The organism is Nonomuraea jabiensis (genome assembly GCF_014204795.1).
Classification (GTDB): Bacteria; Actinomycetota; Actinomycetes; order Streptosporangiales; family Streptosporangiaceae; genus Nonomuraea; species Nonomuraea jabiensis.
Window position 1 is genome coordinate 6,598,081 of sequence record NZ_JACHMB010000001.1, and the last position, 24,127, is coordinate 6,622,207.

Below are 24,127 nucleotides of genomic sequence, written 5' to 3' on the forward strand. Positions count from 1 at the left end.
GCGGTACGACCTAGCGATCGCCGGCGTGCCTGACCTCCGGAATCCAGCCACCCGCCAAGACCATGGCCCGCTGGCGGGCGGACAGGCGGTGCCGGAGGATCACGCCACCGGCGTCGATCTCGTTTCCGGTCTCCACCGCCTTGCGCAGCCCGTTCAGCCGCAGCTCGTCGCCCTGGGCGATGCGGTCGTAGTCGGCTTCGTCGGCGAACTCCAGTGCCAGGACGCCGAAATTGGCAAGGTTCTGCCAGTGGATGCGGGCGAAGGACTTGGCGATCACGACCCGGAGCCCGAGGTGGCGGGGGACGATGGCGGCGTGTTCCCTGGAGGAGCCCTGGCCGTAGTTGCGCCCGCCGACGATGGTGTGCGGCCCCGCGGCGCGTGCCCGCTGAGGGTAGGTCTCGTCGAGCTGTCCGAAGGCGAAGTCGGCCAGCGCCGCGATGTTGCTGCGGTACGGCAGCGCCCGCGCGCCGGCGGGCAGGATCTCGTCGGTGGAGACGTCGTCACCGACCTTGAGCAGGACCGGCAGGGTGAGCGAGTCCGGCAGCGGGTCCAGCTCGGGAAGTGAGCCGATGCTGTCGGCCTTGACCAGGGCGACCTGGCGGGCCTCCGCGATCGGCAACGGTTTCTGCAGCGGGGTCGTGATGGCGCTGGCGATGCGCGGCTGCCGTACCTCGGGGAGAGCCAGGTCGAGGTCGCGCGGGTCGGTGATGGCGCCGGTGAGCGCCGCCGCGGCGGCGGTCTCCGGCGAGCAGAGCCAGACCGAGTCGTCGTGGGTGCCCGAGCGGCCGGGGAAGTTGCGGGGGAAGGTACGCAGGCTGTTACGGCCGACGGCGGGAGCCTGGCCCATGCCGATGCAGCCCAGGCAGCCGGTCTGGTGGATGCGGGCGCCGGACTCGATCAGCGCGGTGAGCGCGCCGGTCTTGACCAGGTCGGCCAGGACCTGCCGCGAGGTCGGATTGATCTCCAGGGACACCTGCGGGTGCACCTGCCTGCCGCGCAACATCTCCGCCACCACGGCGAAGTCGCGCAGGCCCGGATTGGCCGACGAGCCCACGACGACCTGGTGGACCGGCTCGCCGGCGACCTGCCGTACCGGGACCACGTTTCCCGGCGAGCCGGGCCTGGCGATGAGCGGTTCCACGGCGGACAGATCGATCTCGTCCCGTAGGTCATATCCGGCGTCCGGATCGGCCGCCAGCTCCACGTGGTCGCCGGCCCGTCCCTGGGCGTACAGGAACTCCAGGACCCGCTCGTCGGAGGGGAAGACGGACGTGGTGGCGCCCAGCTCGGCGCCCATGTTGGCGATCACGTGCCGGTCCATGGCGCTCAGCGCGTCCAGCCCCGGGCCGTGGTATTCGATGATCTTGTGTACGCCGCCCGACACGCCGTGGCGGCGCAGCAACTCCAGAATGACGTCCTTGGCGCTCACCCAACCCGGCAACGCGCCCGCCAGCCGTATGCCCCAGATCCGTGGCATGGTCACGTACAGTGGCTGCCCGGCCATGGCCATCGCCACCTCCAGGCCGCCCACGCCGATCGCCAGCATGCCCAGCGAACCGGCGGCGCAGGTGTGGGAGTCGGCGCCGGCGAGCGTCCGTCCCGGCACGCCGAAGTGCTGCATGTGGGTGGGGTGGGAGACGCCGTTGCCCGGCGGCGAGTACCAGATCCCGTAGCGCCGGCAGGCCGAGCGCAGGAACAGGTGGTCGGCCATGTTGCGCTCGTCGGACTGCAGGAGGTTGTGGTCGACGTACTGCGCCGCCACCTCGGTGCGTACCCGGTCCAGGCCCAGCGCCTCCAGCTCCAACATCACCATCGTGCCCGTGGCGTCCTGGATCAGCGCCTGGTCGACGCGCAGCCCGATCTCCTCGCCCGGCCGCATCTCCCCATCGGTCAGATGCGAGCTGATCAGCTTCTCAGCCAGATTCACCGCTCCACGCCCCCATGGATGGCCCTCTCGGAGTGCTGCCCTCGGACGCCTGTATCAGTCGGCGGTTCTCACTCAAGAGGCGGAACGAGGCTTTGATCACGGCGCTGAAAACGATCAGCCAGACAGCGGCCAGCTGCAGAACGCCCACAGCAAGAGCGACACCCCGACGGCGAACTCGCGGCACCACGCCGACGCCCGACGGGAGGTTCAGCGTGCTGCCCCCTTCCCTCCCGCACCTGCTCCATTACCGTCTTGACCTCAAGTTAAGTTGAGTTTGCAAAATCGCCTCCATGACGGAAATCAAGGCCTCTGAGTACCGGATTGCTGTGATCGGCACAGGCGCCATCGGCAGTGCGGTTGCGCGTCGCTTGCTCGCCGGTGGTCACGACGTGGTGGTGTGGAACCGTACGGCGAGCCGTTCTGCCACGTTGGTGGACGCCGGGGCGGTGCCGGCGGGATCTGCCGGAGAAGCGGTATCCTCCGCCACGCTGGTCCTTCTCACCCTTACCGATCACGTCGCCGTGCGGCAGTGCCTCGCCGAACTGGACGGGGACCTGTCCGGGCGAACGATCGTCGCGATGTGCACCGGCACCGCCGACGACGCGAAGCATGCCGCCCAGCGGGTGACCGCCCTGGGGGCGTCCTACCTTGACGCGGGCATCCAGGCCGCACCGGAGATGATCGGCACCGACGCGGCGACCATCCTGTACAGCGGCTCTCGGCCCGCGTTCGAGCGACACCGCGCGGTCCTCGGGCTGCTGAGCACGCCGCACTTCGTGGGAGACGCGCCGCAAGCGGCCGCGATCTGGGATCTCACCCTGTTCGGCCTCTGGTACGACGCCCAACTCGGCCTGTTGCGGGCCCTGGACACCGTGCGGGAAGCGGGCATCGACGTCGCCGAGTTCGTGGACACCGCGGTCGGACAGCTCGGGCACGTGGTCACGGGGGCGTCCACCACGGCCTCCGAGCTGCAGCGGGGCACCTACCCGGCAGGGCCCGCCACCCTCGCCGAGCACCTCACGGTCATCCGCCACCTCATCGCACTGCGGGGCGGCCAAGCGCTCGGCGACGGCGGACTGCCGGCGGTGGCGGCCAGGATCGAAGCGCTCATGGCACAGGGCCGTGAAGGTGAAGGACTGACCGCCACGATCGCCCCGATCGCCACGACGACGAACCAGGCCAGTCCCGCACAGCCGGTCGCTGTCGGCCAGGACCAGCACGAACAGTGATCGTTGTGTGCCCCACTGCCCCCATGCCATGGGATGGGTATTTCATGCGCCAGTGCTGACGTTTGCCATCTTTTGGTGGTCCCTCTTCCGTGAACCGGTAAGGAAAACAAAGGGGGTATCGCGGTGTCTCTGATCAGGAGGGGTGATCAGAGTGAGCTGGTGGCATCGTTTTTCGATCAGGTGCCGCCTGGCCGTAGTGGCTGGCGTCGTCATGGCACTGCTGTGCGCCGCGATGGCGGTGTTCATCGTGATGATGAGCCGGCAGGCGGCCGTCGACTACCGGACCGATCAGCTCTTCGCCGGCGCCGTGAACCTTGGCGCTCACATGCGCCGGCGTGTCCCCGAGCTGATTGTGAGCGGCCCAGGGCAGGCGATCCAGGTGTTCGACGCAGCCGGCACCATGGTCGCGGCCACCCGTGACATGGCGGGCAAACCGCCGATGACGAACCTGCGCCCCGATCCCGACGCCTACGCCACCACCACCTCCTGCGACACAAGGGTCTTCCCCGACCGTTGCATGATCGTGCTCGCCTACCCCTTCCACCGCGAGGACGGCGTCTGGCAGCTGGACATGGCCGTCCCTGACGTCCCCTGGTACGTCGGCTCGGAACTGATCATCCCGCTCGTCATCGGCTGCGTGCTGCTGGTCGCGGTGGCAGCGGCCGGCAGCTACCGGATCGTGGGCAAGACGCTGCAGCCGGTGGACGCCATCAGCGGCAACCTGGCCCAGATCACCGCGTCCGGCGATCTCCGTCACCGGGTGCCCGTGCCGAAATACCGCGACGAGCTGCGGACCCTGGCCGAGACCGCGAACCGGGCGTTGGAACGCGCTCAGATGGCGGTGGAGCAGCAGCTCCGCTTCGCCTCCGATGCCTCTCACGACCTGCGCAGCCCGTTGACCGCCATGCGTATCCGCATCGAGGAGGCGCTGATCGACCCGCACCAGGCCGACTGGCAGCGCACCGCCGACGCGCTCCTGGACAGCGTGGAACGCATGCAGGCCCTCATCGGCGACCTGCTGCAGGAAGCGCGGCTGGACGCCGGCGTCGCCGGCCGCCACGAGCCGATCGATTTCACCGAACTGGTCGCCGGCGAGCTGGAGCGCCGCCTGGCCAAGACCGACCTGCGTCACCGCCTCATGCCCGGCGTCATGGTGGACGGCTCACGGATCGAGCTGTCGCGGCTGCTGAACAACCTGCTGGACAACGCCGAACGGCACGCCACCTCCGCCGTCACCGTCACCCTGACGCTGGATGCCGGCGTCGTGACGCTGGAGGTGAGCGATGACGGTGAAGGGATCGCCCCCGAGCACCGGGAGGTCATCTTCCAGCGCTTCACCCGCCTGGAAGCCTCCCGCGCCCGTGACCCCGGCGGCACCGGGCTCGGGCTGCCGATCGCCCGGCAGATCGCCCAAGCCCACGGTGGCACCCTGACCGCTCAGGACAGTTCCCGCGGGGCCCGGTTCGTGCTGCGTCTGCCAGCTCGCACCACGCCTCGGCCACCATCGGAGTGAGCAGTGGTTCCTTTTGCGGCCACATGTCTGGACGGGCAGAGCGCGCAATCCGGCATTCATCAAGGGGAGCCATCAAGATCAAACTACGGTTGCGTGTCACTCGCCACGAAGGCACAACCAGGATTGCACTGTCTGACGAGTAAGACCCGATTCCGAGCGAGATCAGTAATCTGGGGTGCTCGCTCGGGGATCGGCAACACCGGCAGGGGCAGCCACCACAGGGTAGGAGTACGACTTCGCCGGTCAACTCCTTTCATGCGGTCAGGGCTGCGTTTGCGTTCCAGGGCGGGAGGCGCGGTGCTCCTGGAAACCAGGTCTGGACGTGACAACGGACTTGATGCAAGCTGCGTCAGCGCCACAGGTTCTTCATCCGTGACCGGGATACCGAATCCACCGCCGTCTTCGGTGAGATCTTCGCCGGGGCTGGTGTCATGGTGATGAAGACGCCGCCGCGGACACCCCGAGCCGACTGCTACGCCGAACGCCACCTGCGATCGGTCCTGAACGAGTACACCGAGCACTACAACGGGCACCGTCCGTATCAGTCCTGCCAACAACGCCCACCCGATCAAGACGAGGACGTCGTGATTCCGATGGCAGGCCGGATTCCGCGCCAAAAGGTGCTCAGCGGAGCCATCAACGAGTACCACCGAGGAGCCTAGCCGACCCGAAGAAACACCAGCTTAGACCACGTGTACGAATTTTGAAGCGGTACAGGCGTGAGGTCTACACCGCCGCGGCATGATGATCTGTCGTGCTGCTGCGTCTGGGCTATTTCAGTGAGTGTTTGAGCAATCATCAATTCGATGACTGCATGGGCCGCTGCGCCTGGACGGCTCGTGGACGCCGAACGCCGCGACCGAGAGCAACCCGTTCGCCGGCAAGGCCGACAGCAGCGCCACCTGGACCAACGACATCAGCCACGGTGACCTGGTCCGCAACAACCCCGACCAGACCAAGACCGTCGACCCCTGCAACCTGCAGCTCCTCTACCAGGGCCGCAGCCCCAGCCGGCGGCGACTACGGTCTCCTGCCCTACCGCCCGGGCCTGCTGACCCTGCAGCGCTAAGGCATGACACATGTCCCGCCCGTACGTCCTGACGTCTCAACGCCGGGGCTGGGCGGATCCGAAACGGGCGGGCTGGGCTTCGCGCCGAGTCCGCCTCAGTTTTCCGCAGCTCAGAGCGCCTGCCTTTCAGCGGCAGGCGAGTCAGTCGTCGAGCTGCATACCGTTCGCCTCGGCGGCTGCCACGAGCCGCCGCACGCGGTCGTCGTCCGTCGCGATGGTCGCCATCAGGATGCCGAGCTCCTCCAGCCCGCCGTGGTCCTTTCCGTACGCGCAGAACATGTCGCCTTCGGGGCCGTACGAGAATCGGCCTTCCAGGGCGGGAGCCTCGGTGCCGACGAGCACCTGCGCGACGCCCTCCCAGAAGTATCCGTTCGGCTCATGGCCGAGATCTTCGATCACGTCGTCGAGCCGTGTGGTTCCCGCCTCCAGCAACAGCGAGTACTCTCCCGGGGTCGGCTCGATCAGCCTCAATGGAAGCACCGGCACATGCTGCCACTGGTCGATCCCCAGCCGCGAGGGGCTCCAGGCCCGCTGGGGCCGCCGCCGGAGTCACTCGGCGTACGGCTGGTCCTGTCCGTGGGCGCTGTGACCGAGGCTCCAGATGTAGCCGTCCGGGTCGGCGAAGGTGCCGCCGTACCCGCCCCACGGCAGCGCGCCAGCAGGCTTGAGGATCGTGGCACCGGCCTTCTCGGCCTCTGCCATGATCTCGTCGACCCGCGCCTCGCTGCGGACGACGTAGGTGAGGACAAGCCCGCCGAGGCCGCTGCCGTCCCGGCTCGTTCCCACCATGTCGGCCAGGCCGTCGCGGCCGTAGAAGCCGACGGGCGAGGCTCCGTCCGATGCGAAGAACACCGAGAAGCCGAAGTCGTTCTTGATCTTCAGCCGAGCCCCTATGTGTAGAACCGCTTGGCCCTGTCCATGTCACGGACAGCGAGGAGAATCGAGCTGACGTGCGCTTTCATGCCTTGGCTCCCTTGGCGGCCCACCGGTGCCGCCCGGCGGGTGCCGCTCGGCCGCCGGCGCCGGCGTGCCTCATCGAGCGGCTCCCTCAGCCACGGCGAGCAGTTCGTCCCCCGCCTTCTGGTCGGGCAGTGAGGGGCTGGCGCCGGGCAGCGTGGTGGCCAGGGCTCCTGCGGCCATTCCCCGGCGGACGGCAGTGGCGGTGTCGAGGCCCGCCGCGAGGGCCGCGCCCAGGAAGCCGGTGAAGGCGCCGGACGAATCTTGACTCGGCTCGATGCACCCAACGAAAACCTCGCCACGGCTCCGCATGGAGCGACCCCCGTGATCACTTTCATCATCTTCGGCATCGCGGCCGTCACGGCCCTGGAGATCGCGCTCTGCCTGGTCCTGCTCGGCCTGGCCGCCGCCGAGTTCGCCTCGTTCCTGCGTCATCACCCGCGCGGCGCTGGCGGCGGGCTACGCCAGCTGGCCGCCGGCGCCCGGCACATCTGGCCCGCCGCCAAGAGCGCCGCCAAGAGCGCTGTGGCGGGGCGCTGGGTGGCGCGCGAACCAGCGCCGGGGCTGCTCCGGCTGGAAGGTTCGTCCGTCCTGGCCGGTGCCGCCTGGTAACGCAGGTGCAGGCGCTACGCGCTTAGCCGATCCTCGACCGGCGAGCGGCCCGCTGCCGCCGAGTACCTCGCCGACCTGCTGGCCTGCTCGGTCGTCCAGGCAGGCCGCGCTGGCCGGGACACCTGCGGGGCCCGGAGCCGTAAGCCTTCCCAGCCTGAATGGCGGCCTCTTTGATGAGCTTCAGGACGAGGAGATTGCCTGGCCGATCGGGGTGGCGCGGTGCGGGCAACAGCGCAGTTGAACCTGGAACTTGCAGGTCAAGGCGGCAATGGCGCGCGGATGGTGTCGGCGTTGGCGGGGCGTGCGCAGCACGACGGCACATGTGCTAGATTGGGCTCAGTTGCAGTTGTGGTACCCATAAAGACTTGTGTGCACCTGACGGTATGTAGCCTCAGGTGCATTTTTGTTCTCCGGTCATCTCCGGGTGTGTGGTCCTATCGCGGCGACGCGGAATCCGTTCGATGCGGATTTCGGCTTTGCACCCATCGAAGGAGATCAACATGGCTTCTGGCACCGTGAAGTGGTTCAACGCGGAAAAGGGCTTCGGCTTTATCGAGCAGGACGGCGGCGGCGCCGACGTCTTTGCGCACTACTCCAACATCGTCGCCAACGGCGGCTACCGTGAGCTGCGCGAGGGCCAGAAGGTGGCCTTCGACGTCACGCAGGGCCAGAAGGGCCCGCAGGCCGAGAACATCGTTCCCGCCTGACACTGCGCACCACGTAGCCGGGGCCCGCGCCGCAGGGCGCGGGCCCCGGCGCGTTGCTTTTGTGGCATCCATCGTGCCGTGATGACCTCACAACCCGAGAAGCACAGCGTGTCTGTTCTTCCGTCGCACACCGGATGCACCACCGATGGCTCCGGTTCGGGCATAGGCCCGCTCCAGTTCTACGGCGCGGCATCACAGCCGCGTTCTTCCCGGCGAAAGCCGACCATTTCGACGTACGAGCCCAGGCTGTTTCCGCCGGTTCGACTCGTCTTTCTTCGGCTCGTGCTAGCTGTTCTTGTGCCGCTCATCGCGCCGAGGATCCTGACACGTGCCGCATCGAGGAAGGTTCTGCATGAACCACGCAACTCGCGCGCACGATCGCAACTCTTCGCCCCGTACGGGCGGCTCCGCCCGAAGCAGGGGCGGCCGATCCAGCTCTCCGGCTCAGGGCCGTTCAGGCGCCTCCAGCCGGTCCGGCAACGGGCAGCGTCCCGCCGCGCTCCAGAGAGAGTTCGCGCTGCCGGTCACCGTAACCCCGGCCCTGCCGGCAGCCGCGACATTCGCTGAGCTGAGCATGCCGCCCGCACTGCTGAAGGTGCTCGCCGGCCTGGGCTTGAACGAACCGTTCCCGATCCAGGCGGCCACGCTGCCGAACTCCCTGGCCGGCCGGGACGTCCTGGGGCGGGGGCGCACCGGGTCGGGCAAGACACTCGCCTTCGGTCTGGCCCTGCTCGTCCGCACCTCCGGACAGCGGGCACAATCGCGGCGACCGCTTGCCCTGATCCTCGTCCCCACCAGGGAACTGGCCCAGCAGGTCACCGATGCGCTCACGCCGTACGCCCAAGCACTGAAGCTGCGGCTGGCCACGGTCGTCGGCGGCATGTCGATCAGCCGCCAGGCCCATGCGCTGCGCAACAGTGCCGAGGTCGTCATCGCGACCCCGGGACGGCTCAGGGATCTCATCGAGCGCGGCGACTGCCGCCTGGACCAGGTCGGCATCACCGTGCTGGATGAGGCCGACCAGATGGCCGACATGGGCTTCATGCCGCAGATCACCCACCTGCTCGACCAGGTGCGCCCAGATGGCCAGCGAATGCTGTTCTCCGCCACTTTGGACCGCAACGTCGATCTGCTGGTCCGCCGCTATCTGAGCGACCCGGTGGTCCATTCGGTCGACCCCTCGGCGGGCGCGGTCACCACGATGGAGCACCACGTGCTGCACATCCAGGGTGCCGACAAGCAGGCCACCACTGTGGAGATCGCTGCTCGCGACGGTCGGGTGATCATGTTCCTGGACACCAAGCACGCTGTGGACCGGCTCACCGAACAGTTGCTGAACAGCGGAGTGCGCGCCGCCGCGCTGCACGGAGGCAAGTCCCAGCCCCAGCGCACCCGTACCCTCGCCCAGTTCAAGAGCGGCCACGTCACGGCGCTGGTGGCGACCAACGTCGCGGCCCGCGGCATCCACGTCGACAACCTGGACCTCGTCGTCAACGTCGACCCGCCGAGCGACCACAAGGACTACCTGCACCGCGGCGGCCGCACCGCCCGCGCCGGCGAGTCCGGCAGCGTCGTCACCCTGGTGCTGCCCAATCAGCGCCGTGACATGACCCGCTTGATGGCCGACGCCGGTATCGTCCCGCAGACCAGCGAGGTCCGTTCGGGCGAGGCCGAGCTGAGGCGTATCACGGGCGCCCAGGCTCCCTCAGGCATCCCCGTGACCATCACCGCACCGGTTGTCAGTCGTCGGTCGGGACGGAACGGCAGACGATTCCGGTAGCAGCGGATGGGGGCTCGCCCAAGGCCAGGTAGTTAAGGCTTTTGGGCTGTTGGCAAGAGTGCTGAAGAGATTGGCCGGGCGGTGTAGATACCCGGCCCGATCTTGCGGATGAGCTGGCTGCTGGCCCAGCGAGACAGTTGCCGGTACATGGTGTTGAGGGTGACATCGCGGAGGTGGCGGGCGATGTCCCGGGCTGGTCAGGGGCGGTTGGGGTCTTGGTGGAGCAGGGCCAGGACCTGTTGTTGTCTGCGGTGCTCGGCCGGGGCGATCCTGCCCATGGCAGTTGGTATTTCGCCGTCCAGGTGACGGACGTGTCCGGACGGCGGCAGCGACTGCGCCGTGGCGGCTCCCCACGGCCGGGGTAGCGCGGCAGGCCGCCCGCGATATCGCTCAGCCGCTGGAGGGAGCGCCGGTGACCGGGTACTGTACCGTCGCCCAATGGCTGCGCTACTGGTTGTCGGTGGCTGAGCAGCGGATCCGGCCGACCACGTACAAGGCCTACCGCGATCACGTCCGGCTGTTCCTGATCCCGTATCTCGGCCTGATCCCGCTTCGCGGGCTGTCGAGGCGGCACGTCGTGAGGATGTTCTCGAGTGTGGCCCAGCGCCACACCCGTTACGGCAAGCCGATCAGCGCGGCCACCCTGGAAAGGATTCGCGCGACGCTGCGGGCCGCATGACAACCCGGCTCGGGGGCTACGGCTACCGTCGCCACGTCACGTTCACCCCATGATGTGGACCCCACGGCGGGTGGCCGCGTGGAGGCGCACCGGCGGGCGCCCCGCTGTGGCGGTGTGGACGATCGAGCAACTGACCGAGTTCCTCGCCTTCGTCCGTGATGACCGGCTGTTCGCGCTGTGGTGGCTGATCGCTCTGCGGTCTGCGGCGCGCCGAGGTAGCCGGCCTGCGCTGGATCGACCTTGACACCGACCGGCGGGAACTCACCATTGCCCCCGCGAGAACGGCGGGGCAATTGATCCCAACTACCTCACCCACCGCTTCCCCAAGCTGGTCATGGCCAGCGGCCTTCCCCCGGTGCGGCTGCACGATTTGAGACATGGAGCCGCGACGCTGGCCCTGGCGGCAGGAGCGGATCTGCGCGTGGTGCAGGGCCTGCTCGGACATGCCAGCATCGTGCTCACCGCCGACACGTACACGTCGGTGCTGCCGCAGCGGTAGCACGGCAGCGCCCGGGCCACTGCCCGGCTGGTCCTCAAAGCGGCTCGCAAGACCGCGCGCAAGGTGAACAACGCGCGCGCTCGTACGTGACTCACAGGTGTCCCACCGTGACTCACGATCAGACGGCTCGACTACAGAATCGTGGGAAACCACAGGTGGGAGTGGTAGGGCGCCCGGGGCTCGAACCCGGAACCTACGGATTAAAAGGGGCTCCTGGCGAACGACAACGTAACCCGCCCCATAGTGCGCGGTCACTGGGCCAACAGCCGAACGTCAGCCAACCGTGCAAGTCATCCGATAGTTCTCCTCCGCGATATGCGTCGCCCATTCGCGGCGGTCAAGCCCCCGCCCGGCCATGGTGCAAGCCTGGCCGACGGGGTCAGTGATGGCTTTCAGCATCGGGGCGATGTCCCATAGTTTGACGAGGTCGTCCGTGCCTCCGGTGACCAGTGTCCGCCTATCCCCGGTGAACGCCATTGCCCGTACCTCTCCTTCGTGGGCGGGGAAGGCAGCGAGTTGGGTCCTGCTCTGCACTTCCCACAGGACGAGCCGGTGATCGTCGCTTCCTGTCGCGAGCAGGCGGCTGTCCTGGCTGAACGTCAGGCCGCGTACGGGCCGCGTATGCGCCCGCAGGACGGCGAGCCGGACAGGCGGTCCCTGACCGGAGATGTCCCACAGGATGACGGGGCCGTCCCTGCCGCCGGTGGCGGCGGTGCGACCGTCGGGGCTGACCGCCACCGCCCAGACCGATACCCCGGCTTCGGTCACGTGCCGCTCTCCGCCCGGGAGACTCCACAAGGTCACGATGCCGTCCTCGTCGCCGGTGACGAGCTTCGTCCCGTCTCTGCTGAAGGCGGCCGCGTCGATCGGTGCGCCGGATGCGATGGTTCTTCGGGAAGGACGGGACGGGTCGCTGACGTCCCAAAGCTCCAGCGCGCCGCCATCGGCGGTTGAAACCAGGAGGGTTCGCCCGTCCGGACCGAACGCCAGTGCCGCGACGTCTGCCTTGCCGCCCGGGAGTGTGCTGAGCGCGACGGGCCGTGACGGATTCTGAACGTTCCAGAGTCTTGTCCTGCCGTCCACATCGTTGTGCGTGGCGAGCAGAAGCATGTCGTGACTCAGCGCCGCCGGGCATGCGCAGCCGGCAGCCTCGGGGAGGTCGGCCAGCCGCATCGGGGCACCAGGATCGTTGATATCCCAGAGGAACGCCGTACCGCGGTCGCTTCCAGTCAGGAGCGTTCGACCGTCCGCCCCGATTTCCGTCGCGAGGATGCTGCGGCTGTGCTCGCGAAGCACGGAACGCTGGGCCGGGCTGCTAGGAGTGGGAATCCAACGGTGCACGGTGCCGTCGAAACTCGCTGTGAGCAGCGTTCCCGAAGCCGTGAACTCTGCATCGAAGATCATTTGTGTATGGGCGGTGAGAACGGCTTGTTGAGCGGGTTCGGCTCCCGCGATGTCCCACAGGATGACCCGGTGGTCTCGCCCGCCCGTGGCCAGGGCCCTTCCGTCGGCGCTGAATCCGATGGCCGAGACCCCGCCCTCATGCCCGTTCAGAGTGGCGAGCTTGGCAGGGCGCGCGGGATCGCGAATGTCCCAGAGGCTTGCGGTCATGTCATAGCTGGCCACTCCCAGATGGCGGCCGTCCGGGCTCAACGCGAGCCTCTCGATACTGGAACCGTGAGGCCGCACACGGGCCAACCGCACAGGGCGTGCCGGATCGCTCAGGTCCCAAGTGGAGATCCGGCCTTGGAGATCACCGATGATCAAATGTCGGCCGTTCCCGCCCAACGCGAGCGCCGAGGAGAAGTCGGCGCCGGGCAACTTGCCCAGCCGGTTCAGACGATCGGCACCGACTCTCCACAACGTGGGAGTCTTGAGCAGGGAACGTACGAGGACGAGCCGGCCGTCTGCGCTGAGGCGGACCGATTGCCCGTCTTCGAGATCGCCCTTACGCAGGACCTTGGCGGTCACATTGGCGAGATCGGAGACGTCCCACCTGACCACTGATCCGGCGAAGTCGACTGTGACGAGGGACCGCCCGTCGGGGCCGAACGCGATGTCCGCCGGTCCCTGTACTGGCTTGCCGAAACGCGCACGGAATACCGGTTTCCAGACGTCGGAGACATCCCACAGCGTGATGAACCCGGCATTCCCCATGATCGCGAGAAGCTTCCTATTTGGGCTGAGCGCCATCCTGACCTGGTATTGGACGGTGGGGAAAAGCGTGCCCGCGTAGTGGTTGCCTATCAAGGTCTGGACCAGGCTCGTGCGCGCCTCCGGGGTGGGGCTGATGGCATATGCGGCAATTCCGAGCCGCAACGCCGTTGCCGGGTCGCTCCTGCGCCGATCCACCGCGTCGTTGATGAGTTGCTGACCCAGTTTCTGCACGCGCTCGTGGGCTGTTTTTTGCTGCTGTGCCGACAACGCGAGCCCACCGATCAGCAGGCTGGCGACCAGTGTGAGTGCCAAGGGGAGGGCGGACCATATGAGAAGCGGGCGCCACTCCCGTACCCGCGCTTTCGCGGCCGCGACACGCCAGTCGGACGCGGGAATGATGACGATGTCCTTCCCGGCCGCCCTGGCCCGCTGTTCATCGGGTTTGGGCACGATCACGCGGGTGCCGGGACTTACCGCTTGGAGCTTGCTCTTGTACCCGTCGACGCTCTGCAGGTTGCCCAAAGTGTCGATCCTGCCGGTCACGACGTTGGCGCGCGAGACGCGCCATAAACGGGGCGGCCGCAGGCCGGTCCGGTTCCTGCGCCGGGCCTCTTCGACGATGATGGCGAAGGCAGCGCCCAGCGACTCGTCGACGGCGCTGACGATCGGCTCGTCCGCGTCGGCGAGTGACCAGTGCACGGCACCGGGCATGGACCGTCCAGCCACGGACCACGCGGTGGTCAGTGCACGCTGGAAGCCTTCGTCGGCCGAGAAGAAAGCCATGTCCTGCGGGTGGGGCACCAGGGCTGGCGATGCTCCCTCCACGAGGGCGCCTCTGAGCTGTGCCCTGATCCCGCTCTTTTCCCAGTCGAACACCACGCCCAATTCCACGGTGGGCCCGTACGCGAAGGGGCGGCCGGCCAGGCTCCTGAGGATGTCGGCGACGGTCATGGCCGCAGCCGTAAGGTGCCCATGGTCTGCGACTATGCGGGATATCGCGGTCAGGGGTTCGTCCAATCGGCCGGAATCGGGCTCGGGGACGCCCACCCACGGCTGCGACTCCGGTGCCGTGCGCGCGTACGCGTACCACTCCAGGGCTGTGCGCAGGAATGCCTCTGGAGGTTCCGCGGTCACCAGGCACAACGAGAGACCTGCGAGGACGCTCAATGTGTGCGCCGGTGCCGTGGCGCCGGTCCCGAGCGGCAGCCCGAGCTTCTTCACGAGGTCGGCATCCGGCTTGGGATAGTCCACTGGCTGGTTGAGTGCGGCGTGGAGCTGCGTGCCGCCCTGGTGCAGCGTTCTCAGCGAATCGACGTCGCCGTTCCCGATCAACTGGACGAGCAGGTCGAAGAGCGGAGACGCGGACACCATGAGATCGCCGGTCAGCTCCTCCAGGGCGGCGAGGTCGAGAGCGCAGGTTGACACGTGCTTCTGGAGGGGATGCCGGTCGAGGTTAGGGACCGTCATTGTCCGTTACCGGCCCTTTCCCCCAAGAGCGCATGCAGAGGGTGGTGTGAGCGGAGCCGAGCGCTGAGCTCCTGCCATGGGAGCAGCTCAGCGCCCGTCTCCACACTCCTGATCGAATGGCGCAGCTCCGCCTCTGTGAGCAGCTCAGCCTCGGCCAGCCCGATCGGTGGCCCGTCCATCCGGAGCTCGAACTCCCCCCAGGAAACGCGCAGGCTCGCTACGCCCATCAGTCCGTCAGGCCCACGTCGCAACGGAATGACGTACGGGGTCTCCTCTCCGTCGCCTCGTACCGTGAGACGTACCAGCATCACTCGGTAGGCGTCGGCTGCTGCGGCAAGTTCGGGACGCAGGGCAGCCCGTACGCTGAGCTGCAGTCGACCCTGGCTCCTGACGGTAAGCCGCATGGTGAAGGGAGGGCGCAAGAACTCCTGGATGTTCTTGCGAACCTGCCGGTCGGCGCTGGCCGCGGGCTGGAGTCTGGAGGTCAGGCGAAGCGGCTCGCCGCTTGTCTGGCCGGGGTGCCGCAGCCTGGCTGTTGCCAGGGCCGCGGAGTGGCGGAGGAACGGGTCGCGGGAGGCAAGCGTTTCGACGAGCCCGCACAGGGCGTGGCGGGTCTCACCAGGGATACGCTCCGTGTTGGCGATCAGCAGGCGCGTGCAGAGAGCAGTGCCTCCCACGCGGACCGCCTCGTCGTCTCCGGCCCGCAGGCCTGCGGCAATCTGATCGATGGCGGCTGTGAAGCGCGAACCCGCAGGTGTGAACCAGTGGCGCAGGCGGGTGGCCGTCATCGGCTCGACCCCTCGCAGAGCCGTGTCAATTTCGTGCGCGGCCCGCGTCACCAGATGCCAGGGAAGCGTATGGAAGAGCCGGGGCGCTGGACTGCCCTCACGAGCGAGCCGCGATAGCAGCAGAAAGCGCAGTTCAACCGGCTCTCCGGAGAGCACGGCCACGTCCTCGGCGGACACATCGGCCCTGGGCCATCGGTTCTCGATACGTTCGATGATGGCCAAGCCCTCCGCAGTCACCGGAATCGGCTGGCCCGCATCGTCGAGTTCCAGCACGGTGGTGCCGGTGCCGGGATGCACCAAGCCGAGTACGAAGAGTCCGCCTTCGAGGGGAACACGGTTACGCAGCCATCCGCTGGCGAACATCGGCAGATTGCGGGCGTCAGCACGCTCGTCGCCGTCGTTGACCTCCGTCATCCCGATCCGGAGAATCCAGTCACTCAAGGGCCTATGCGTCATCCGAGGCCCCACTCAGCAAGGCATCGAGCAAACGCCTCGCGGCCGGGCCAAGGCGATCGGCCAGTTCCCGAGCCCTGGTCCTGTGCCGCTTGCGAACGCACCTTTCCCAAGCGCCCTCAACGGTGAACCATGCGCCATCCGGAATCCGCTCAGGGAGGTCGTCGGGAAGGGACCTTGCCCACTCCGTGAGCTGTGAGACGTCGGCATCGGGCCAGCGGAGCCAGAATTTTAGCCCGCGGAGCACGATTTGCGCTTGTTCCATCGGATCGTCGCCGCAATAGGGGGTGACCAGCTTCAAGGGCACAGAGAAGAGGTGCTCGACCCCCTTCCCGGTAGGGTCGGCGACGACCTCTTTCATCGGGTCGTAGTAGATGCTGTTGACTGTGAGGTCTCGGCAGGCCGCGTCCTCGTTGAGATCGCCTCCCGAGGCCGGGAAGCGCAAGCCGGTCAAGGCCAGGGGTTTGTATTCCAGGATGCGTTCGCCGCCGACCTCCGGCTTGATCGAGAAGACTCGACGGGGTGACACGCGGAGGCGGTAGTCCCCGGCGTCGTTGCGGGCCAACGCCTCACCGGCGAGATCGTGCATCTCTCCGACGGGAATCGTGCCGCAGAAGTCCAGGTCGTTCTCGGGCGCGCCCTTGAGCAGATCGCGAGTGGCACCGCCGATGAGCCACATCGAGTGCCCCTGAGCGTCGGCCGCCTCGATCAGTCGTCTTACTACGCCTCCGCCTGCGGACCGGAAGATCGCGCTGTCCACGGCCGACGGTAAGTGGGGCGCGAGATCCTGCGCCCTGATCAGTAGTCCGGGCCGCAAACTCTGCGCTGGATGACATCCGTACCGGTCGATCCGTGTGCCGTTCTCCTCGTCACGGCGGGACGGTACCGGGCGAGCCGGAGGCTCGTCGTAATCCTCGTCACCGTCGAGCAAGAGCACGTCGGCGTCCCGGCCGAGCTCTCTCGCCGGGTAGTTGAACGCGAATCCCAGCACGCGCACGCCGTTCACGTGATCGCCCTTCGCCAGTGGGGCATCTGGACGACGTTCGTACAGGTTCCCGAGTTCTCCGGCACCGGACAGGCCGGCGGACGGGACATCTATTGACATTCTTCACCTCTATGGATCCGGCAGAACGATCCTTGTTGTGGGCGCCAGCCCCTTACTCTCTTCGGGCATAACGAAGCCGCGACCGGTTTTCTCGAGGCTCACCGGTCGGCGATGGAGGCAGGAAAGCAGTCGTTTGTCGCAGCTATGTCGCATGATGCGTGAGGAGCACGAATATGTCGGGACAACGCTGGGATGGCACGGCCGAGAGGACCGGGCAATTGCTCCGTGTGCTGCTCGAGTCTGCACCGTATCGTGAGCTCTGGCGACGTCAGCAGCTCAGGAGCAGCCCATCCGGTGCGCTTAGTCAGGCGGCCGTGGCTAGGGTCATCGCGAACCACCTCTGGGCAACGGGCGATCGTCCGGAGGGGGAGAGATCGCTGCCGCGCAAGTCCAAAGACCTGGTATATCGCGCCCTGGGAGGTCACAGCATCAGCCCGCAGACACTCTGTTGGTTCATCGACGCGTTTCAGATGTCCGCCGCGGACGAGAACGCGTTATGGGAAACATACGAGGGCAGGATGGCGCAGCGGCCCATGCCGCTGCTGAACACCTTGCGGATGCCGCAGAAGTTGCCTGTTCCGCAGCTGCACCGTACTGTCATGGTTTTCGAGCGACGGGCCATCGACGCCTCGGGGCGCGCGGCCGCCCATCGATCGACCCACGGTATTCTCGCCTGGGAAGACGGCGTCGACCGTTACCCCTGTTTCGCGTCACCCAGGCCAGCAAGATTCACCATGGTCTACGGCGGCAAGGTTCTGCCCGATGATGCAAGGCGAGCGCCGTCCGTCATCGAGATCTCGCTGGGCAGGTCGCTGCGCAAAGGAGAGTACGCCACATTCGAGTACCTGAGCGAATATGGACGGTCGCGGCGAGTCGACACCGAGTACCGCCGGGTTGCCAATGCGCGGACCCGATCGGTGTCCATAGCGGTCGAGTTCGAGCCCTGCCGGCTGCCGAAACGAGTGTGGTGGGCGATCTGGGACGACTATCAGGGCGGCAACGTTCTGTCCGAAGAGCCGGTCACGCTAGACAAGGGATACAGTGTCCAGCGCTTCCTGCCGTTCATGGAAAACGCGGCCGCCGGCTTTCGCTGGGAGTGGTGAGCGTGCCTCTTGGGGCGCCGTTCTCGCGCCCCTTGTCGCCATCATGGCCAATAGCCTCTCCAGACGGTGCACACGATCAACGTCTCTAGGGTGCTCAACAATCTGGAGCCGACATATCGTTAAGTATCTTCCTTGGAGGCGTCCCCGTGGAGGTGGCCTGCCACGTCCTGGACATCTCGGTCTTCGGCTACTACGCCCGTCGGGATCGGCCGCCTGGGCTTGTGCAGTCGGCCCAGGGCGCGGTGTCGGTGTTGCCGGCGTTCCATTCCCTGAGCCGCCGTCCCGAACCCGCCGTGCGCCTCTCGATGCAACGGGCTCTCCACGTGTCTTGCCCGGTGGTCAGCTTGTGGTTGCCGGTTCGATGGTCCACCGGGTGGGAATGACCGCTCCCCGGTATCGGTAGCGGACGATCGTGACGCTGGATGCGCCGCGGAACGCTATCGATCCTTCGGCGAATCTCCAGCCCTGGTAGCAGAATCTCCGCAGCTGACGCGGGGTATCCGGTGTTTGCGAAGGAGTCGTCGGGCGATGCGCTGCCACGCGTGGTGGTCGATCCGGCGAAGGTCTTCTTGGCTCCCCGCGGCTCCCGGGTGGGTGATCTTGTTTCGCTTCGACCAACACCATCGCTGTGGTGGTCAGGCGGCGGTACAGATGGCAACCGGTAATCGACCAGCCTGAGGGCGAAGAATGCTGGATGAGAAGATGGCTCTCCTGCCCGCTCCGAGTCTTGCTCTCGCTCTGTTGTCGGCCGAGGGCGTCAGGAGTCGCCTGACCCTTGACGACAACATCCATCAGGAAAGGGCAGGACAGATGAGACATCGCCACGATTGCATCGTCGTGTACAAGCGGTGCGGATGCGTCGATGCAGCCTCCGGCAGGCAACTCGGCCGGCGCTGCGTACGACTGGACGAGGACGAGCACGGCAGCTGGTACTTCGCGGTGCAGGTGCGCGGCCCGGCCGGACGCCGCGAGCGGCTCCAGCGCGGCGGGTTCGCCACGCCGAGCAGGCCCACCACGCGGGCAGTGAGGCGATGGCCGCCGATCAGGACAGTGGGCCGGGTGCGGGATACACGGTGGCACGATGGCTGCGCTGCTGGCTGCAGACGCAGCAGGGACTGCGGCCGAGCACCCGCGAAGGTTACGCCGATCATGTACGCCTGCATCTGGTCCCGTATCTGGGCCGGATCGAGCTGGCCCAGCTGACCGCCCGGGACATCAGCCGCATGTTCGCCGCCCTGGCCGGGCGGCGCACCCGCTACGGCAAGCCGATCGCGCCTTCCACCCTGCACCGCATCCGCGCCACGCTTCGCGCGGCATTGAACGCCGCAGTGCGTGAGGGCCTGATCGCCGCCGACCCGGCACGCATGATCCGGCTGCCCGCGCCCTCGCGGCCGTATCCGCAGGTATGGACCGACCGGCGGGTGGCCGCCTGGCGGCGCGAGGACGAACGCCCGACGGTGGCGGTGTGGACCGGCTACGCCGCGGAGAGGCGGCCGGGCCACGCTGGATCGACCTGGACCTGGACCGGCGGGAACTGGCCGTCAACCGGCAATTGGTGCACACCGACACCGGACTGATCGCCTGCCCGCCGAAAAGCGCCGCCAGCCGGCGGATCATCGCCCTGGACCCGGAAACCGTCCGCCTGCTGCGCCGTCACGAGCAGACCGAGCGGCAAAGGCTGGGCGACGCCTGGCGGGAAACGGGCCCGGTCTTCACGCGGGTGGACGGATCTCCACTGCGGCCGGACTATCTCACCGTCCGGTTCCGCAACCTCGTCCACGCGAGCGGTCTGCCCCCGATCCGGCTGCACGACCTACGCCACGGCACCGCCAGCCTCGCCCTGGCCTGCGGCTCCGACCTACGGGCGGTGCAAGGCACGCTCGGACACGGCAGCATCGTGGTGACCTCCGACATCTACACCTCGGTACTGCCCGAGGTGTACCACCGCTCAGCCCGGGAGATCGCGCGGCTGGTTCTGGGCAAGACGCGCAGGACCGCCCGCAACCTCGCGAAGGCGGCGGCATGACGAAATGACCCAGCTGTGACCCACATGTGTCTCACGATCAGCAAGAAACCTTCCCATAAGGGAAAGAGTCGCAGGCGGGGGTGGTAGGGCGCCCGGGGCTCGAACCCGGAACCTACGGATCAAAAGCTTGACATGGGCAACGGAGGTGGGCGTCGATACCGACCGCCCCGGGGCATCCGGTGGCCCCGAACATCCCCGCTGCGGCCCCATGACGGGCCTGTGCGGGCCGACCGGGGCCGCCCTCCGGCCCGGGGCACGGCAAATCCCCACTCCGGGCCGCCGGACGGCGACCGTGCGGTGATGGGCCGGGTACGCGATGCCGCTGGTGGTGTCCTGCGCCGGTCATACCGGCGCCGACGGCGATCGGCGGGGGTCGCGGGGATGGGGGAGCGCCGGAGGAAGCGCGGCGTCGAGTGGTCGGCGACGCGACGTCAGCGAACAAGAGGAAGGCGCGACAGCGACGATGAACGGAACCACCTTCAAGACGTGTTCCTGCCGTGACGAGGCGACCGGCAAGAAACTGGGCAAGACTTGCCCGAAGCTGCGCCGTCCGGGCGGCGGGGAGTGGTGGAGCAGCACCCCTGGCCGGTGGGCCTACCAGCTGGAGCTGCCCGCGCACGCCGACGGTCGGCGGCGTAATCCGCTGCGCCGCCGGGGCTTTGCCACGCTGGAGGAGGTGGAGGCCGAACTGGAGCATGCCCGGGCGCTGCTGGCGCTGGATGAGGACCCGCACGTCCAGCGGAAGGTCACGGAGCTGATGCTGTGGTGCTCAAGGACACCAAGGCGCTGCCGCCGGTCGAAGAAGTACGGCGCAAGGTCCGCACCCGACAGGACCTCAACCCCACCGTGACCGTGGCCGAGTGGATGCAGGAGTTCCTGCGGCGCAAGCGGAAGATCGACGTCACCACCCGCCGCTCGTATGAGGCGCACATCCGCCTGTACTTCGCCCCCTACCTGGGCGATATCCGGCTGGATCGGCTGCGGGTGTCGGATGTGGCCGGCATGTTCGATGCGATCGAGGAGTTCAACGACGTCATCGCCACCGCCCGCACAAGCGGCGATCCGGAGGAGCGGGCCAAGGTCCGTTACCGGCGGCCTGTTGGCCCCGGCACCATGCACCGCATCCGTGCGACCCTGCGGCACGCGCTCAACATTGCGATCAAGCAGGATCGGCTGATCGGCTTCAACCCCGCCGCGGTCGTTGAGCTCCCCGATGCCGAACGTCCCAAGGCGCTGGTGTGGACCGACGAGCGGGTCGCCGCCTGGAACCGCGACCTGCAGCACCGGCTCGATGTCGAGGCGCGGCGGCGCGGGGCCCGGCTCAGCCGCGCCGGCATGATCAACGTGTACGCGTCCGTGCCGAGGCCATCGCCGGTGATGGTGTGGACGCCCTCCCACACCTTCGCCTTCCTCGCCCAGGCGGCCACCCACCGGCTGTCAGCGCTGTACCGGTTGATCGCCCTGCGCGGGCTGCGCCGGGGTGAGGCGGTCGGGCTGCGCTGGAAGGACGTCGACCTGGCCGCCGGAACGGCCGGGGTGCATTGGCAGATCACCCAGCTGGGCTGGGAGCCGGTACAGGGCAGGCCGAAGACCGAGGCCAGCGACCGCACTATTGCGTTGGATGAGGACACCGTCACCGCGCTGCGTGCCCATCGCAAGCGCCAAGCCGCCGAGCGGTTGATCGCGGGTGAGGCCTGGGCGGACAGCGGGTTCGTCTTCACTGACGAGATCGGCGGGCCACTGCATCCGCAGCAGGTCAGCGACCACTTCTACCAGCTGGCCTTCCAGGTGGGGCTGCCGCCGGTGCGGCTGCACGACCTGCGCCATGGCGCGGCCTCGCTCATGCTCGCTGCCGGGGTCGACCTGAAGGTCGTGCAGGAGACCCTCGGCCACGTCTCATCCACCTTCACCCGTGACACATACACCAGCGTCTACCCAGAGGTGGCCCGCGCCGCCACCGAATCCACCGCCGCCCTGGTCAACACTGCAGCCGCAGGCGCCCAGACCGTCCGGCTGATCACCCTGCCGAACCATGTCGGCACGACCACTACCTGAGCCACTCACCCAGGCAGGCCCGCCGATTCGCCGGCGGGCCTGCCTGTTGCTCTCAACGGCTATGCGCAGACGGCCAGCCGATCGATCCCCGGCCTGTGCTGTGAACGGGGCCGAGAGGATCGCTGCGAGAAGCAGCGGATCTTTTATCTGCTGGTCACCAGCGGCCTGGCCAGCAAGACGAGCCGACTTGGACAAGGCTTGACCGCCCATCAAGGCAACGCCGACCAGCGACGCCGTCCAGGATGAGTCGGTTCGATCAGTGCCGCTGAGTGTCGCGGGAAGACGTTCTGTACCGTTCTGTCCGCGATCATGCCCATCATTGTGCCGGGAAGTGGCGATGAATGCCGCGCCGTATCGCGTACACGCGAGCAACCACCGAGCAACCATGCGTTCTTGACCGTCGCCATTATGTGCCATCTGTTCCCCTATCTTGACACCGCTGTGTTGGGTCAGGATTTGTTGGCGAGGCCCCGGCCTGCGGCAGATCGAACGCGTACGAGCAACCTTCACCAGCCGCGGCTTTCGACGCCGCCTTCTCCTCCGAATGACCCATCACGCCGCCCACCTCCAGGTGAACGATCGCGAGATGAGACACCAGCGACGCCCTTCCCGGCATAGGAGAGCTGGTCTTCGGCCGACAGGACATCTCCTCGATCCCGCTGGACAGGAAGGCCAGGAAGGCCACGGTGCAGAAGGGGCGAACTCTAGCCAGAGCCGAGCGAGCCGACCGTCACGCGCCACTGGCGCAGCTGGCGATCCCTGGTGACCTGTAGTCGTGTGTATGGGTCCTGGTCGACGAGCGCCTGCGCCGCGGTCTCGTCCTCGGCCTGTAGGACGATCATGCCGGCCGTCAGGTCCGTGTAAGGGCCGGCCGCGACGAGGCTGCCCTCCTCAAAGAGCTTGTTCAGGTGTGCGAGATGGTCGTCGCGGCGCTCCGCTCTCAACGGGGTGTCGTTGTAGCCGTAGGTCAGGACGAAAAGTGCCATGCCGAGATACTCCTTTTCACGTCAATTCCGTTGGCGACCGGGACCGTCTGACGTTGCCGGTCGAAGCTCTCCGAGCCCCGCGGCCCGAGTCCCAGCAGTTTCAGGTCAGCCCTCCAGCCCGTACACTCGTCGTGCGTTGCCGGCGAAGATGTCGTGTTGGTCGGCGGGTGGGAGATGAGTCAGTGCGTTCTTCCACGCGTCGACCAGGTGCGGCATCGTGGTCCAGATCTTCTCGACCGGGAAGTTGGTGCCGAACATGGCTCGGCCGGCACCGAACCAGCCGATCACCTCGTCTGCGACGAAGGAGATGAGGTCGGGATCCACCCGGTGGACGAAGGTGCCCTGCCCGGTGAGCTTGACGACGATGTTCTGCCGCTCGGCCAGCGCGGCCATCCCGTCCCGCCACGACTCCAGGTACTCGAGCCCGATGAGCATGCCCGCGTGCACCAGGACGAAGGTGACGTCAGGGAAAGCCGCCGCCAGCTCGACCGCATCCGGCATCTGTTCGGGAAAGACTTGCAGCTCGAACAGCCAGCCGCGGTCGGCGAGCGCGCCGATGTTCTTACGGAAGACCGGATCCTTCATACGATCGGGCGCAGTGGCGAACCGGAACTCCAGGCGCTCGTGCCAGTGCAGTTGCTGACGGATCCCCCGGATCAGCGGTGTGAGCGCGGCCTGTCGTCGCATGGTGTCCGGAGCGCTCTCGTCGAACATGTCGGCCGATCCGATGACGGCCATCGGCCGACCTGCCTCCTGATGAACCTCGTGAAGCCAGCGCACCTCGTCCACAACCCGGTCGAGCGGCCAGTTCGTCTGGACGTAGACCGACTCGCTGATGCCTGAGGCCGTGGCGTCGGCGATGTACTCGTCGATCAGGTAGTCCCGCCTGATCGGCTCGTACGGGCCGAAGATCCGCGGCACCATCGGTCCGGACAGCCAGGGTAGGTCCCCGGCCCGCCAGATGTGGTGGTGCGAGTCGACGATGTCGCCCGAGTAGCGGGTCGCCTCCGGCATG

Annotated in this window: 22 protein-coding genes and 1 pseudogene; 13 read left to right on the plus strand and 10 right to left on the minus strand. The window is 67.5% G+C overall.

The annotated features are described in order from the left end of the window. Window positions 1–10: 10 nt before the first annotated feature. Window positions 11–1,927: an aconitate hydratase gene (locus HD596_RS30115; protein WP_185072652.1), complete on the minus strand. Its 1,917-nt coding sequence runs from the start codon at window positions 1,925–1,927 to the stop codon at window positions 11–13. Between the two features lie 290 nt (window positions 1,928–2,217). Here HD596_RS30115 and HD596_RS30120 point away from each other — a divergent pair, with 290 nt between their 5' ends. The 3 genes from HD596_RS30120 (at window position 2,218) to HD596_RS30130 (ending at window position 5,770) form a co-directional block, all read left to right on the plus strand. Further along, window positions 2,218–3,156 carry an NAD(P)-dependent oxidoreductase gene (locus tag HD596_RS30120; protein WP_185072653.1) on the plus strand — a complete coding sequence of 313 codons (939 nt, stop codon included), beginning with the start codon at window positions 2,218–2,220 and terminating at the stop codon, window positions 3,154–3,156. Window positions 3,157–3,352: 196 nt separating this feature from the next. Next, window positions 3,353–4,669: a sensor histidine kinase gene (locus HD596_RS64975; protein WP_185072654.1), complete on the plus strand. Its 1,317-nt coding sequence runs from the start codon at window positions 3,353–3,355 to the stop codon at window positions 4,667–4,669. Between the two features lie 828 nt (window positions 4,670–5,497). After that, window positions 5,498–5,770, plus strand: a complete 273-nt coding sequence (locus HD596_RS30130; protein ID WP_246557081.1) for a non-reducing end alpha-L-arabinofuranosidase family hydrolase — start codon at window positions 5,498–5,500, stop codon at window positions 5,768–5,770. Window positions 5,771–5,879: 109 nt separating this feature from the next. Here HD596_RS30130 and HD596_RS30135 read toward each other — a convergent pair whose 3' ends face one another. The 3 genes from HD596_RS30135 to HD596_RS30145 form a co-directional block, all read right to left on the minus strand. Further along, the gene (locus tag HD596_RS30135; RefSeq protein WP_185072655.1) at window positions 5,880–6,218 is read right to left on the minus strand and encodes an Imm51 family immunity protein; all 339 of its coding nucleotides are present in this window, start codon (window positions 6,216–6,218) and stop codon (window positions 5,880–5,882) included. 69 nt (window positions 6,219–6,287) lie between these two features. Next, entirely contained in the window at window positions 6,288–6,590 is a 303-nt protein-coding gene (locus HD596_RS30140; protein ID WP_246554953.1) for a VOC family protein, read from the minus strand. Window positions 6,591–6,770: 180 nt separating this feature from the next. Then, window positions 6,771–7,007, minus strand: a complete 237-nt coding sequence (locus HD596_RS30145; RefSeq protein ID WP_221519587.1) for a hypothetical protein — start codon at window positions 7,005–7,007, stop codon at window positions 6,771–6,773. Between the two features lie 12 nt (window positions 7,008–7,019). Here HD596_RS30145 and HD596_RS30150 point away from each other — a divergent pair, with 12 nt between their 5' ends. After that, window positions 7,020–7,307, plus strand: coding sequence for a hypothetical protein (locus HD596_RS30150; RefSeq protein ID WP_185072656.1), 288 nt, complete (start codon window positions 7,020–7,022; stop codon window positions 7,305–7,307). Window positions 7,308–7,487: 180 nt separating this feature from the next. Here HD596_RS30150 and HD596_RS66155 read toward each other — a convergent pair. Next, window positions 7,488–7,598 (minus strand): annotated as a pseudogene (locus HD596_RS66155) (IS5/IS1182 family transposase); the annotation flags it as partial. 209 nt (window positions 7,599–7,807) lie between these two features. Between HD596_RS66155 and HD596_RS30155 the strand changes: the two are divergent. The 4 genes from HD596_RS30155 to HD596_RS62215 all read left to right on the plus strand — a co-directional run bounded on the left by HD596_RS30155 (window position 7,808) and on the right by HD596_RS62215 (window position 10,972). Then, complete coding sequence (locus tag HD596_RS30155; protein ID WP_020545593.1) at window positions 7,808–8,014, plus strand: cold-shock protein; 207 nt, start codon at window positions 7,808–7,810, stop codon at window positions 8,012–8,014. A gap of 352 nt (window positions 8,015–8,366) precedes the next feature. After that, window positions 8,367–9,794, plus strand: coding sequence for a DEAD/DEAH box helicase (locus HD596_RS30160; protein WP_246554954.1), 1,428 nt, complete (start codon window positions 8,367–8,369; stop codon window positions 9,792–9,794). A 412-nt stretch (window positions 9,795–10,206) separates the two neighbouring features. Continuing rightward, window positions 10,207–10,473 (plus strand): tyrosine-type recombinase/integrase, encoded by a 267-nt coding sequence (locus HD596_RS30165; protein ID WP_185072658.1) that lies wholly within the window; start codon window positions 10,207–10,209, stop codon window positions 10,471–10,473. A 292-nt stretch (window positions 10,474–10,765) separates the two neighbouring features. Next, the gene (locus HD596_RS62215) at window positions 10,766–10,972 is read left to right on the plus strand and encodes a tyrosine-type recombinase/integrase (protein ID WP_376776153.1); all 207 of its coding nucleotides are present in this window, start codon (window positions 10,766–10,768) and stop codon (window positions 10,970–10,972) included. A gap of 273 nt (window positions 10,973–11,245) precedes the next feature. Here HD596_RS62215 and HD596_RS30175 read toward each other — a convergent pair whose 3' ends face one another. From HD596_RS30175 to HD596_RS30185, 3 genes are read right to left on the minus strand one after another with little or no spacing between them, the layout of a single operon-like run. Continuing rightward, window positions 11,246–14,596, minus strand: coding sequence for a WD40 repeat domain-containing protein (locus tag HD596_RS30175; protein ID WP_185072659.1), 3,351 nt, complete (start codon window positions 14,594–14,596; stop codon window positions 11,246–11,248). After that, on the minus strand, window positions 14,593–15,825 hold the full coding sequence (locus HD596_RS30180) for a hypothetical protein (protein ID WP_185072660.1): 1,233 nt from the start codon (window positions 15,823–15,825) through the stop codon (window positions 14,593–14,595). Before HD596_RS30180 ends, HD596_RS30175 begins: the two co-directional genes overlap by 4 nt. Window positions 15,826–15,829: 4 nt before the next feature. Then, on the minus strand, window positions 15,830–16,942 hold the full coding sequence (locus HD596_RS30185; protein WP_185072661.1) for a nucleotidyltransferase family protein: 1,113 nt from the start codon (window positions 16,940–16,942) through the stop codon (window positions 15,830–15,832). Window positions 16,943–17,256: 314 nt separating this feature from the next. Between HD596_RS30185 and HD596_RS30190 the strand changes: the two genes are divergently transcribed. The 5 genes from HD596_RS30190 (at window position 17,257) to HD596_RS64980 (ending at window position 22,126) form a co-directional block, all read left to right on the plus strand. Beyond that, the gene (locus HD596_RS30190) at window positions 17,257–18,045 is read left to right on the plus strand and encodes a hypothetical protein (RefSeq protein WP_185072662.1); all 789 of its coding nucleotides are present in this window, start codon (window positions 17,257–17,259) and stop codon (window positions 18,043–18,045) included. A gap of 1,073 nt (window positions 18,046–19,118) precedes the next feature. Beyond that, a complete protein-coding gene (locus tag HD596_RS62220; protein ID WP_313045110.1) occupies window positions 19,119–19,622 on the plus strand; it encodes a site-specific integrase in 504 nt (167 codons plus the stop codon). Next, window positions 19,511–20,071, plus strand: coding sequence for a site-specific integrase (locus HD596_RS30195; protein WP_313045112.1), 561 nt, complete (start codon window positions 19,511–19,513; stop codon window positions 20,069–20,071). Before HD596_RS62220 ends, HD596_RS30195 begins: the two co-directional genes overlap by 112 nt. A gap of 463 nt (window positions 20,072–20,534) precedes the next feature. Next, on the plus strand, window positions 20,535–20,921 hold the full coding sequence (locus tag HD596_RS62225) for a hypothetical protein (RefSeq protein WP_246554960.1): 387 nt from the start codon (window positions 20,535–20,537) through the stop codon (window positions 20,919–20,921). Beyond that, a complete protein-coding gene (locus HD596_RS64980) occupies window positions 20,918–22,126 on the plus strand; it encodes a tyrosine-type recombinase/integrase (protein ID WP_313045116.1) in 1,209 nt (402 codons plus the stop codon). The genes HD596_RS62225 and HD596_RS64980 overlap by 4 nt, the downstream gene beginning before the upstream one ends. Before the next feature lie 704 nt (window positions 22,127–22,830). Here HD596_RS64980 and HD596_RS30205 read toward each other — a convergent pair. Both HD596_RS30205 and HD596_RS30210 read right to left on the minus strand, forming a co-directional pair. After that, on the minus strand, window positions 22,831–23,112 hold the full coding sequence (locus HD596_RS30205; RefSeq protein WP_185072663.1) for a YciI family protein: 282 nt from the start codon (window positions 23,110–23,112) through the stop codon (window positions 22,831–22,833). A 105-nt stretch (window positions 23,113–23,217) separates the two neighbouring features. After that, entirely contained in the window at window positions 23,218–24,126 is a 909-nt protein-coding gene (locus HD596_RS30210) for an amidohydrolase family protein (protein WP_185072664.1), read from the minus strand. Window position 24,127: the final 1 nt, after the last annotated feature.

What these genes read in the sequence shown, in the direction of transcription:
- HD596_RS62225 (WP_246554960.1), top strand. Translation starts at nt 20,535, where the DNA reads ATGAACGGAACCACCTTCAAGACGTGTTCCTGCCGTGACGAGGCGACC.
- HD596_RS30205 (WP_185072663.1), bottom strand. Translation starts at nt 23,112, where the DNA reads ATGGCACTTTTCGTCCTGACCTACGGCTACAACGACACCCCGTTGAGA.
- HD596_RS30155 (WP_020545593.1), top strand. Translation starts at nt 7,808, where the DNA reads ATGGCTTCTGGCACCGTGAAGTGGTTCAACGCGGAAAAGGGCTTCGGC.
- HD596_RS30175 (WP_185072659.1), bottom strand. Translation starts at nt 14,596, where the DNA reads ATGACGGTCCCTAACCTCGACCGGCATCCCCTCCAGAAGCACGTGTCA.
- HD596_RS30145 (WP_221519587.1), bottom strand. Translation starts at nt 7,007, where the DNA reads ATGCGGAGCCGTGGCGAGGTTTTCGTTGGGTGCATCGAGCCGAGTCAA.
- HD596_RS30160 (WP_246554954.1), top strand. Translation starts at nt 8,367, where the DNA reads ATGAACCACGCAACTCGCGCGCACGATCGCAACTCTTCGCCCCGTACG.
- HD596_RS30210 (WP_185072664.1), bottom strand. Translation starts at nt 24,126, where the DNA reads ATGCCGGAGGCGACCCGCTACTCGGGCGACATCGTCGACTCGCACCAC.
- HD596_RS30185 (WP_185072661.1), bottom strand. Translation starts at nt 16,942, where the DNA reads ATGTCAATAGATGTCCCGTCCGCCGGCCTGTCCGGTGCCGGAGAACTC.
- HD596_RS30120 (WP_185072653.1), top strand. Translation starts at nt 2,218, where the DNA reads ATGACGGAAATCAAGGCCTCTGAGTACCGGATTGCTGTGATCGGCACA.